This is a genomic window from Novipirellula artificiosorum, from assembly GCF_007860135.1.
In the GTDB taxonomy this organism is placed as follows: Bacteria; Planctomycetota; Planctomycetia; order Pirellulales; family Pirellulaceae; genus Novipirellula_A; species Novipirellula_A artificiosorum.
In genome coordinates this window covers 378,880-390,373 of the sequence record NZ_SJPV01000002.1, presented here as the reverse complement: position 1 = coordinate 390,373, position 11,494 = coordinate 378,880, and the positions used below count along the sequence as shown (strand labels likewise).

General features: G+C 57.0%; 8 protein-coding genes. 5 read left to right on the top strand and 3 right to left on the bottom strand.

Features of this window, described 5'->3' with window-relative positions; genetic code table 11:
* The first annotated feature begins 173 nt into the window (after window positions 1-173).
* Window positions 174-1,550, top strand: coding sequence for an argininosuccinate lyase (gene argH, locus Poly41_RS07245; RefSeq protein WP_146525254.1), 1,377 nt, complete (start codon window positions 174-176; stop codon window positions 1,548-1,550).
* On the opposite strand, the gene Poly41_RS07240 is transcribed toward argH, so the two are convergent.
* Window positions 1,547-2,917 (bottom strand): tetratricopeptide repeat protein, encoded by a 1,371-nt coding sequence (locus Poly41_RS07240; protein ID WP_146525253.1) that lies wholly within the window; start codon window positions 2,915-2,917, stop codon window positions 1,547-1,549. The genes argH and Poly41_RS07240 overlap by 4 nt on opposite strands.
* A 134-nt stretch (window positions 2,918-3,051) precedes the next feature.
* Here Poly41_RS07240 and Poly41_RS07235 point away from each other — a divergent pair, with 134 nt between their 5' ends.
* Window positions 3,052-4,776, top strand: coding sequence for an FMN-binding protein (locus Poly41_RS07235; RefSeq protein ID WP_197231138.1), 1,725 nt, complete (start codon window positions 3,052-3,054; stop codon window positions 4,774-4,776).
* 109 nt (window positions 4,777-4,885) lie between these two features.
* Here the strand turns inward: Poly41_RS07235 and Poly41_RS07230 are convergent, their stop codons facing one another.
* Window positions 4,886-5,689 carry a TrmH family RNA methyltransferase gene (locus tag Poly41_RS07230; RefSeq protein ID WP_146525251.1) on the bottom strand — a complete coding sequence of 268 codons (804 nt, stop codon included), beginning with the start codon at window positions 5,687-5,689 and terminating at the stop codon, window positions 4,886-4,888.
* A gap of 13 nt (window positions 5,690-5,702) precedes the next feature.
* Window positions 5,703-7,271, bottom strand: coding sequence for a ribonuclease Y (rny, locus tag Poly41_RS07225; protein ID WP_146525250.1), 1,569 nt, complete (start codon window positions 7,269-7,271; stop codon window positions 5,703-5,705).
* A gap of 426 nt (window positions 7,272-7,697) precedes the next feature.
* Between rny and tilS the strand changes: the two genes are divergently transcribed.
* The 3 genes from tilS (at window position 7,698) to Poly41_RS07210 (ending at window position 11,494) form a co-directional block, all read left to right on the top strand.
* The gene (tilS, locus tag Poly41_RS07220; RefSeq protein ID WP_197231137.1) at window positions 7,698-8,729 is read left to right on the top strand and encodes a tRNA lysidine(34) synthetase TilS; all 1,032 of its coding nucleotides are present in this window, start codon (window positions 7,698-7,700) and stop codon (window positions 8,727-8,729) included.
* A gap of 66 nt (window positions 8,730-8,795) precedes the next feature.
* Window positions 8,796-9,656, top strand: a complete 861-nt coding sequence (kdsA, locus tag Poly41_RS07215) for a 3-deoxy-8-phosphooctulonate synthase (protein WP_146525248.1) — start codon at window positions 8,796-8,798, stop codon at window positions 9,654-9,656.
* 65 nt (window positions 9,657-9,721) lie between these two features.
* Window positions 9,722-11,494 carry a tetratricopeptide repeat protein gene (locus tag Poly41_RS07210; RefSeq protein WP_146525247.1) on the top strand — a complete coding sequence of 591 codons (1,773 nt, stop codon included), beginning with the start codon at window positions 9,722-9,724 and terminating at the stop codon, window positions 11,492-11,494.

Below are 11,494 nucleotides of genomic sequence, written 5' to 3'. Positions count from 1 at the left end.
CGCGATAATAGCGGTCCTGGTATCACGCGTGAAACAAAAAACGGAGCGGAGCGGGCCAACGGTCCCTCGCAAACCGGATTGCTGGCGACTTCCAAGGAGAGACCCGGCTTGTCGTTTTGCGCCCGATCCTGATCGCCCCATTTTGTTCGCCTTCCAACAAGGATAGTCATACCGTGGATAGTCCGTCACGTAGCGGTGTTTTTCAAGCCCAAACCGATAAGCGACTCGAAGCGTTTGCCGAGAGCATCAGCTTCGACCGCCGGCTGTATCGCCAAGATATCCGCGGCTCCATCGCCCACGCCGACATGCTCACCCAGCGTGGAATGCTCACAAATCAAGAATGCGAGACGATTCGGGACACTTTAAAGGAAATCGAGCAAGAACTCGATGCGGGCACGTTTCCGATTTCGTTCGAGCTTGAAGATATCCATATGCATGTCGAGCAAGCGCTGATTGACCGTGTTGGCGACGTGGGACGCAAGCTGCATACCGCTCGAAGCCGAAATGATCAGGTGAGCACCGACGTGCGGATGTGGGTTCGCGAGGCACTCGATCAGGTGGACTCGCGACTGCTGACGCTGCAACGAGCCTTTTTGACGCGTTGTGATCAAGATTTTGATGTGATCTTGCCAGCCTACACCCATCTGCAACGCGCCCAGCCGGTCCTCGCACCCCACTACTGGCTGGCATACATCGAAAAGCTGCAGCGTGATCGAGGCCGTGTTGGTGATTGTCGGCGCCGCTTGAACGAATGCCCACTGGGGGTTGCCGCCGTAGCCGGTACGACGTTGCCGATCGATCGTGACCAGACTTCCGAGACGCTTGGTTTTGATCGGCCAACGGCGAACAGTTTGGACACCAGCAGCGATCGTGACTTTATGCTCGAAAGTGCGTTCGTCCTGTCACTGATCGCCTCGCACTTAAGTGGTTGGGCCGAAGAATGGATTCTTTGGAGCACGGTGGAGTTTGACTTCATCAAGTTGCCCCAAGCGTTCTGTACGGGCAGCAGCATCATGCCGCAGAAGGTCAATCCCGACACCTTGGAACTGACTCGTGGCAAGTCGGCACGCGTCATGGGCAATCTGCAAACGTTGATGTTGTTGGTTAAGAATTTGCCGCTTGCCTACAACCGTGACTTGCAGGAAGACAAACCACCGCTCTTTGATTCGTTTGATACCGTCATCGCATCCCTTGAATTGGCTGCGCCCATCGTCGAAGGATCCACGCTACGTCGCGAATCGATTGCCAATGGATTGGAACGTGGCTACCTCGACGCAACGACCTTGATGGAGTGGATGATCCGCAAGGGGATGCCGCAACGGCGAGCCCATCACTTGGTCGGTGCGATTGTGGGTGAAGCCATGAACCAAGAGGTCGCGTTAAACGAACTGCCGCTGGAGGTGTTGCAGTCGCACGCACCAGAAATTGACGAATCGGTGTTCGAGATTCTGGGCAGCAAGAACGCGGTCGCGGCGTTCGTCAGTTATGGATCTACCGCACCCGATCAGGTGCAAAAGCAGATCGATCGATGGAAAAGTTCCCTAAGCTAGACGAGCTCGCAGGCCGCTGCCACAACATCGGACCAATTCCCCAGTTGTTGTTGTCGAATCAGCGTCATGGACGGATACCAAGGCGTTTGATTGACGTCGGTGAGCCAACGCCAATCAGGAACTTTGCCTAGCATCAAGAGGACGTTTACACCCATCGCACCGGCCAGATGTGCGATCGCGGTGTCGCTGGTGACGACCACGTCCAGATTTCTAAGGACGGCTGCCGTGTCCATAAAGGCGCCACCGGCCGTGTCAAAGTCGCTTGGCAAACTGAGAATCGAATCGGCAAAGGAACACGATTCCATTTGCTCGATCCCATCCCCGAATTGCAAGCTGATCAGCGAAGCATTTGGGATCGACTCCAGCGGCGCAAGCGTTTGCAGCGGAATACTCCGATAGACGTCGGCATGATGCTCGGGGTTGCCTTGCCAGTTGATTCCGATGCGACGCCCGTGGGGCACTTGCCTGGCAAGCCATTGTTTCCAATGATCGATCGCTACATCGGACACCCGTAGATACCCCTGGCCCTCTGAAAAGAGCTCTGTCGCGTACGCTAAGTTCCCCGTTTTCCCGAACCAGCGGTCGACCACATCGATCAAGGAAGCGTGATAGTCAACGGGAGGAACGACGGAACCGGTGGGCAACAGCAGGTCGATTCCCGCAACGCTTGAGAACAGCGGCAGCATGTTGCTGTCACACTGCACGTAGACCGTGGCGCCCGCTTTCTTGAGCACGGCTGCGACTCGAATGAACTGGATGGCGTCGCCACGGCCTTGTTCGGGATACAGCAAGATGGATTTCCCCGCGAGATCTTCACCTTGCCACACCGCTGCGGTGACTTGTGGTCGATACGTGCCTGGCATGGCCCATCGCCATCGGTACTCGTTCCATCCGAGCTCGTAATGGCCCAGTAGCAAATGAATGACTCCGAGGTTTCGGTGAAGTTCCGCGTTATTCGGATCGACCTTCAACCCTTCTTCGTACCATTTCAGTCCTCGCTCCACTTCACCGCTCCAAATCCACAACGTCCCTCGGTTCTTTAATGCGGACAAATAGCCGGGTTGCTGGTCGAGTGCGGTTGCGAGCGCCTGTTCTGCCTGATCGATTTTTCCCAACATGCGCAGCGAATTGCCCAGATTGTTCCATGCGATTGGGAATTGCGGCTGGAGGGCTAACGCTTCGCGGTATGCCGCGACCGAATCGTCAAAGCGTCGCTGATCGAACAAGGCGATCCCCAGATACACCAACGCGTTTGCGTTTTGAGGAGCATGAGCAAGCACATGACGGTAAAGCTGCATGGCTTCATCGATTCGGCCGCCTTGATGAAGGTTCCAGCCTTGGGTCAGGAGTTCTTGAATGCTTGGCATGATGCTCCTTGCGTGCTCTGTGTTCGATGCCCGGTGACCAGGCAACAAGGGATGCGCGGCACTTTATCAATTCAACTTGGACTTGGCTATGCAGTTTGTTGTACAATCGTGCCTTTCCGCTATTCTTGCGTTGCATGACCTCACTCCCTATTGCCAATCCGTCACGCTCCACTCGTGACCGTCGGTTTCACCGCTATCGATTGCATGTCTACCGAATCAGCCTGTTTGTGATGATCATCACGGTCATCCATGCGGAACATCGCTGGTTCGTTGCGCAGCAGCGAGGTGAGGAAAATCCGTCGCTGGTGATCGATCAAGTGTTGCCCTTGATCCCCAATGCTTCGAAATTGGGGGACTACGATCCCGATCATGGGGGGCAAACGGTGCTGGATGCAGAGGGTGAATCGCTTGGATTCGTCGTTCAAACCTCACCGGAATCGGATAGCGTGGTTGGGTTTTCAGGCCCCATGAACATGCTGGTTGCTTTTGATACGGACCATCGTATTGGAGGTCTTTCGTTGCTACGCAGTGGCGATACGCGTGAACACACCGAAGACGTCATTCACAATCAACGATTCATGACTTCGCTCAACGGATTGAATTGGCAAGAAGCGGCGGTGGCCGAGGTGGATGCGGTTTCGGGAGCGACACTGACGAGCATGTCGATCATTGATGGGGTTCGTTTGCGGTTGGGCGGTTCCAACCCTTCATCGCGCTTTGCGGATCCGATCAAACTGGATGAAGTCACGGCGTTCTTCTCGGACGTCGTTGGCCTCGTCCCCGACGCGAGGAAACCCAGTTTGCTTGTGGCGATGGATGCCGAAAACGTTGAACTTGGAAGGGTTTTTCGTACCTCGCCCCATGCCGATCAAATGATCGGTTACCAGGGGCCGACCGACACCTTGGTGGCTCTCGATTTGGAGGGCCGCGTTGTCGGTGCGGCGATCCGCGGCAGTTTTGATAACCAACCGTATGTCCGCTATGTCACGGAAGACCGCTATTTCTTTAACCTGTTCAAAGGATTTACGCTGTCGGATGTTGCGGCCCTTGACATGGTCGATGCGGGAATCGAAGGTGTCTCGGGCGCGACGAAGACGAGCACGACGGTTGCCGAAGCGTTGATCTACACGGCACAGCAGATTGAGCGGGAGCAACCGTTGCCCAAGCTCAAGGCGAAGTCCTTGTGGTCCTTCGCGGCTCGCGACTATGGCACGGCAACCGTGGTCGCCCTGGCACTCGTCGTGGCGCTAACGCATCTGCGAGGTAACCGGCGTTTACGAGTCGCCATGCAAATCGTCTTGGTGGTTTATCTCGGCTTTATCAACGCCGACATGCTTTCCCAAGCTCAACTGGTTGGATGGTCACAAAACGGCGTCGCATGGAAAGCGGCACCGGGGTTGGTGATGTTGACGCTTGCTGCATTGGTGTGTCCCCTCTTTACCGGACGCCAGGTCTACTGCACGCATCTGTGTCCTTTCGGTGCCATGCAAGATTGGACACGGCGCGTGCCGTTGAAGACTCGCGTCCCGCGGTGGCTCGATCAAGGACTGCGGTTCCTACCCGCGGCGCTATTGCTGCTGGTAATCTTGGTGGCGATGTTGCACGGGTCGGTGCCGCTCGTCGGCATCGAACCGTTCGATGCTTTCGTGATTCGGATCGCAGGTTGGGCAACGATCAGCGTCGCCGTCATCGGGCTGGTTGCATCGCTCTTTGTCCCCAAGGCCTATTGCCACTATGGATGTCCCACCGGTGCGATGCTCGGTTTTCTGCGGCTCAACGGAGCCAGTGGGCGATTCACGCGGCGTGATGCGTTTGCAACGATCCTCGTGCTGTTGGCGATCGGAATCTATCTCTGGTAGGCAAGAAGTAACTCGGGCTGTTGTCACTTCCGCACGATCCTCTCACCGTCGCAATCCGCGTCAAGCTATCGCACGAAATTCCTGGTAACGGCGTCGTTTGTCTTGGACATCACTCACGGAGCGCGTGCATCAAAATCGCGGAGGCGACGGCGACGTTCAGGCTGTCGGTGCCGAGCTGCATCGGGATCGTGATGCGATCGGTTGCCAAGGCCTGAATACTTGGATCGATCCCTTTCGCTTCGTTGCCCACCATCAACACACGGGGTACAGGACTCGATGCAAAATCGGTGACCGCAGTCGCGGAGGGATCCAGTGTGGCTGCAAGGGTGCGAAAGCCTGCTTCGTGGAACCGCGTTAGCCAATCGGGGGCACTGCGATCGAGGGAGAATAGCTGATGTTTGAAGACGGTCGCCATGCTGACCCGGACGACACGGCGGCTGAGCGGGTCCGCCGCCGCGTCGTCGAACAGGATATGGTCGATTCCAAACGCTGCGGCGGAACGCAAGATGCTGCCTACATTTTCAAGTTCGGTGACCCCCAGCAACATCACGGCAAGTCGAGGCCTGGGGCGAGCGTTGAGAAAGTCCTGGGCCGATTGGACGCGGGGTCGCAAGCCACACGCCAGCACGCCGCGATGGAAGTCAAATCCAACCAGTGCGCCAAGACGGTCGCGAGAGAGCGTGAAAATGGGGACGGATTCAGGCACACCGTCAGCGTATTTCGATTCCAGGCCCTGTTGCACCAATAGCGATTCGATCGTGTACGAACTGGCGATCAATCGCTTGACCACCCAATGTCCTTCGGCAACAAAACGGCCACCGTCGGCGGACACATCGCGATGCCGCAGATTCGCGTAGACCGAGATCCGAGGATCCTCCAAGCTGGCAATCGGAATCGCTTGACCGATACTCATGGGATTGCCGCCGCTACTTGGCCGTCTCGATAAAACGTGATTCTCTCAAGACGGTCACCTTGATTTCGCCTGGGTAGGTTAGCTCTTGTTCAAATGCCTTGGCGATGTTACGACAAATCGTCGCTGCTTGCTCGTCCGTTGTTTTGTCGCTGTTGACGATCACTCGAAGTTCGCGGCCAGCACTGATGGCGTACGCCTGCCGTACTCCGCTGAAACGTTCTGCAATCGACTCCAGTTCTTCCATACGCTTAATGTAGCGCTCGAGCGATTCGCGTCGTGCACCGGGACGACTCGCACTACACGCGTCACCGGTCGCCACTAACATGGTGTAAGGATGCTCGGTGACGATCTCGTCGTGATGACCCAAGGCAGCGTGGACCACTTCGGGACCTTCGTGATGGCGACGAAGCAGGTCCGCACCAATCTTCGGATGGCCTCCTTCGAGTTCATGGTCGGCCGCTTTACCAATGTCATGCAAAAGTCCGCAGCGACGTGCCAAATCGGCATCCATCCCGAGCATCTCGGCAAGCAATCCCGACAGGAAGGCGACTTCGACACTGTGCCGCAGCACGTTCTGACTATACGACGTACGGAAGTGCAAACGACCGAGCATCTGCAAGACCCGTTCATGAACACCGTTGACATTCACCTCATCGGCCGCCTCACGCCCCTTTTGAAGGATCAGATCGTCCATTTCCGCGGTCGCTTCCTTGACCACTTCTTCGATTCGTGAGGGATGGATGCGTCCGTCACTGATCAACCGCTGAAGCGATTGTCGAGCGATCTCACGACGGACCGGATCAAACCCGCTAACGATCACCACACCGGGCGTATCATCGATGATCACGTCGACGCCGGTTGCCTTCTCGAAGGCACGAATGTTACGACCTTCGCGGCCGATGATTCGGCCTTTCATGTCATCGCTGGGAACGTCCACCGTGCTGGTCGTCGATTCGGCGGTATGAGCCGATGCGTAGCGCTGGATCGCCGTCAGTAGCATTTCACGGCCTTGGGCTTTCACCGTTTCACCGAGATGCTTTTGGTGCTTCAGCAGGACCGAACCGATCTCTTGCTGCAGATCTTGCTGGAGCGAAGAAAGCAATTTTTCACTCGCTTCCTCACGCGTCATGCCGCTGGCTTTCTCCAACACAACCTGCTGCTGCTTGATCGTTTGTTCTAGCTCGGCTCGCTGCCCCGTCAGCGCCCGCAATTGGGTGTCGAGTCGCGTTTGGGCGTTCTCGAGCCCACGTTGCTGTTTGCGCAAACCCTCCTCCTGTTGAGAGAGGGATTCTTCGCGACGATCCAGTTTCCCGTCGCGTTGGAGCAGCACCTTTCGCTCAGCGGCAATCTCTTTTTCGGCTTCGGATTTGATCGCCAAGACCGATTCCTTGCCGTCTACAATCGCCTTTTGGCGTAAGGTTTCGGCTTGAACCTTGGCGGCTTCAAGAAGCCGGTCGGCCTCCTGCTGAAGCTGTTTGCGGCGATTGACCTGCAATCGCTGGGCAATGCCCAGCACGATCCCAGCTCCAACGAGAAAAGAGAACGCGCAATACAGGATTGTCGTCTCGGTAGTGGCTATCATGGTCATGTCCTCGGAAACGAGAACACCAGAATCTACCTTCACGAGCAATCTTTTGTTTTGCCAGCGATTCGGCGCGAGTGGCTTTGGGAGCGTTCAGGTCGAACGAGCAAAGCGCGGCAAGCCGAGCGACGAGCAGAATGAAAAAGGTCCACATGATCGATTTGTTGGTCAAAGAATCCGCCGGGGAAGACGATTCTGTTGTTCAGAGGAATTATTGGTTGGAAATCTCAGTTTGTGATGTTATCCACTACAAATTCGCGGTTTTTCAACCTTTTTTGCGTGGAACAACCCAGGTTAACACCTGGCGTAATGTGGCGAAACAACGAATCGAGAAATCTTGTCTGTTGCGTCTGAATTTGCGACACAATGTGTAATCTTGTGCACTCGACTGCTCGTGTTTTTACTCATGCCCTGCCGATCGACTTGATGACACCCCCCCTCTCAGAAGATGACTCCTGGGCCGCGTTCTGCGTCGCCATTTCACGCGCATGGGCCGTTTCTCGTTGGGGAAGCGTCGGGGTGGTGGTGGGTTGCAGTGGCGGTGCCGACAGCGTTGCCCTGCTGCGGGCGTTGTGCGAACTCCGCTCACATCGGCTCCCGGATGCTTGCCAGGGGTTTATTGTCGCAGCCCATCTGAATCATGGCATTCGTGGGGACGAATCGGATGGGGATCAGGCCTTCGTTCGTGAGTTGGCCGACGAATTGGGGGTCGATTTTTTGACGGACAATGTCGTGGGAGATCCTTCGACCGATGAGGATTCATTGAGGCGGTTTCGAATGTCGTTCCTCCGTCAGCAAGCCGAGCGAATTGGCGCTCGCTATGTCGCTCTGGGGCACACGGCCGACGACAACATCGAGACCGTACTGCACCATCTGTTCCGCGGTACGGGGCCGGCCGGTTTGGCGGGTATCGCCCCTCATCGCTCGCTTGGGCAAGATCTGGTTTTAACCCGGCCGATGTTGTCGATCACGCGTCGCGTCGTTCGCGAGGTGCTCGACTCGGTGGGTCAGCGGTGGCGGGAGGATTCAAGTAACCAGAACGGCGATTATCGACGGAACTGGATCCGCCACGAACTGATCCCCTTGGTCCGGTCAAAGTACCCGGATGCCGAGAACGCGATGGCACGGGCAGCCCGGTCCCAGCGAGAGTGGCGGAGCGTCATCGATTCACTCGCAGACGATTGGCGAGATCGGCACCTGATTTCCGCCGATCCGCTTGAGCTTGGTCGCGACGCATCGACAGATTCTTGTATCGTGATCGCGGCACTTCAACAGATTTGGACCGAGCAAGGATGGCCGCAGCGCGCGATGACGATGCGACATTGGCAGCAGCTTTACAACAGCATCAACGCGGCCAGCGACACGGTTGATCGCTATCAGATGCCTGGAGGCATCGATGTGTGTTGTGCCGAGCGGGGTGTCGTGCTCGATGCAACGTCCCTGCGTCGCTCGCCGTAAATCCGACGGCTCTCGAAAGCTGCCCTGCGGCTTGCCGAAGCGAGTGTTATCCCAGAAGATAGCGACATGAACGCAACCACCGCCGAAAACCGCCATCCCATCGCTGCCGTTGCCGTGGGTCCTTACCGATGTGGTGACAACCAGCCGTTGCTGTTGATCGCGGGTCCCTGCGCGCTCGAGACCCGCGACCTTGCTTTTGAAATCGCCGACGTGCTGACCCGGGTCAACGAGCGAGCGGACGTGAACGTGGTGTTCAAGGCCTCGTTCGACAAGGCCAACCGAACCAGTGCAGCGGCACGGCGGGGACCCGGAATCGAAGAGGGGCTGCGGATGCTTGAGGATGTCGGCACGCACAGTGGTTTGCCGGTGACGACCGATGTTCATTTGCCCGGCCAAGCCGTCTCGGTCGCTGAGGTTTGTTCACTGCTGCAGATCCCCGCCTTCTTGGCTCGCCAAACCGACTTGATCGCCGCGGCCGCGAAAACCGGTCGACCGTTGAACGTCAAGAAGGGCCAATTTATGTCGCCGGAGGACATGAAATACGTGGTGGAAAAGGCTCGAGCCAACGGCGATGGCGGCGTGATGCTGTGCGAACGAGGCACTTTTTTTGGCTACGGGCGTCTGGTGAACGACATGCAATCGCTGCCGATCATGCGTTCGCTTGGGGTTCCCGTCGTTTTTGACGCCACTCATAGTGTCCAGCGTCCGGGCGGATTGGGGGGAGCGACGGGTGGAAATCGCGAAATGGTCGAACCATTGGCCCGCGCCGCCGTAGCAATCGGTATCGACGCGATCTTTTTCGAGACGCACCCCGACCCCGATCGCTCGCCGAGCGACGGGCCGAATATGATCCCTCTGGCGGCGTTCGATTCGATGATCGATCGGCTGCTTCGTTTGCGCTGCGTCGCTAACGAAATCACTCACTAGCGAACCCGCTCTTTTGGGCGGCAACAACTGTCCCAGCGGCAAATAGGGCGTTCGAAGAGACTCCGATGGTTCCACACAAACACTCCGTTCTGCTTCTCGTGTCGCTTGGCGTCGTGTTGATGGGTGGGTGTGGCGATGACTCGGACGTCGTCCGCCAGATTCAATCTCAGCGGCAAGCCCGTTTGCAGAGCGAAACGAAACAGGACCACCTGGGTGAAGTCCACGGCATGCTGACACGGCTGATTGAACTCAACCCTGAGGAAGCCCGCCGGCAAATCACCTACCACTTGAATCGATGGGCCGATAGCAATCCGATCCCCGAAGACGACTTAGACCGCGACACCATCCCCGTGATGTTGAAAACCGTTAACGACTTGGTCCCCCCCGAGGCTGCAGCGGAACAACTCCTTGGCGACAAATTTGTTCGCGGCGATGTCGATCATTTGCGAGATGCTTATCTGTTCAAAACCATTTACCACTGGCTCGATCTGCCTCCCCGTGATGACATCTTGTTGACCGATTGGCTTACCCAGCAGCAGACAAAGATTGGCGATGCGAATGTCACTTCCTTGAGAACTGCGGCGCGACTGTTCGATTGGACCGTGCGAAACGTGGCACTCGAACCAGCGCTGGACACTCCTTCGATACAGGTTGCTGCACCCGAGCTGCCGCTGGGCATGGTGTTTCAAGGACCCGGCTATCGCCAAACCGATTACCAAACCCTGTGGCGGGGGACGGGGGATGCCATGCAACGTGCAGCCGTGTTCACTCAATTGTGCCGGCAAGCCGGTCTTGTCGCAGCGCTGCTGGCGATTCAGTCGACCGAAACGGGCGAATTGAATCCATGGTCCGTGGGGGTGCTGATCGGGGAACAGGTTTATCTTTTCGAGCCTTCGTTGGGCATGTTCGTTCCTGGCCCCAATCAGATTGGCATCGCGACGCTCGCCGAAGCTCGCAGCGACGCGTCGGTGATGCGACGACTGAGCATTCCTGGTTTCTTTGACTATCCGTTTGGCAAACAAGATGTCCAGCAGAACATTGCGCTACTGAATGTGTTGCCCGTTGGGATGAGTGGACGGATGAAGCATTTGCAATCACGGCTCACAGGCGATCGGCGGATGACTTTGTACAGTGACGTCGATGCGCTTGGCGAACAGCTTGATGCAGCTGTCGGAATCGCAGGGGTTCGAATCTGGTCCGTTCCACTGCTGGCCGAAGTCTATGCCGAAGCGATTGCGCAGGCGGCTGAACGTGATCCGATTTTGGCGTTCTGGTATTACTCTCGATGGGCTGTGCTGGAATCCGAGACGGCCTCGAGCGAGCAATTTGCTTTGGCTCGTTGGCGTCACCTACACGGCCAATTCGACACCAACGAGAACGCCGACCTCAAGGGTGCCCGGCCGTTGTATCTGAGCCAACGTGCTCCGGAGTTCGAGATTGCCGACTTGCGAATCGATGTGGATCTACAAAAGGCGTACGGGGTCCGTCGTGAACTGGGCGCCGATCCCAAGCTGTATGACCGCCAACTGCAGCAGGCTCAGGTCATGATGCGATTGGGCAAGCGAACGGCCACGTATTGGCTGAGCCTGATTCAGTACGATGACGAACGATACGACAACGCCGAGACGTGGTTTCGCAAGCGAGTGCTTGACGAGACGCAACCGTCGCCTTGGGTGCCTGCGGCTCGGTACAATCTCGGCCGGGCGATCGAGCACCTGGGAAAGACCGACGAGGCGATCGAGCTCTACAAGACGTCTGGCGATCTGCAAGAGCACGGCAACCGCATCCGAGCTCGGTTGTTATCGAGGTCCGGTGACGAAGGAACGCTTGAACCCTAA

Coding starts and splice junctions, on each gene's coding strand:
- Poly41_RS07240 (WP_146525253.1), bottom strand. CDS start 2,917: ATGCCAAGCATTCAAGAACTCCTGACCCAAGGCTGGAACCTTCATCAA.
- Poly41_RS07230 (WP_146525251.1), bottom strand. CDS start 5,689: ATGAGTATCGGTCAAGCGATTCCGATTGCCAGCTTGGAGGATCCTCGG.
- rny (WP_146525250.1), bottom strand. CDS start 7,271: ATGATAGCCACTACCGAGACGACAATCCTGTATTGCGCGTTCTCTTTT.
- Poly41_RS07210 (WP_146525247.1), top strand. CDS start 9,722: ATGGTTCCACACAAACACTCCGTTCTGCTTCTCGTGTCGCTTGGCGTC.
- Poly41_RS07235 (WP_197231138.1), top strand. CDS start 3,052: ATGACCTCACTCCCTATTGCCAATCCGTCACGCTCCACTCGTGACCGT.
- kdsA (WP_146525248.1), top strand. CDS start 8,796: ATGAACGCAACCACCGCCGAAAACCGCCATCCCATCGCTGCCGTTGCC.
- tilS (WP_197231137.1), top strand. CDS start 7,698: ATGACACCCCCCCTCTCAGAAGATGACTCCTGGGCCGCGTTCTGCGTC.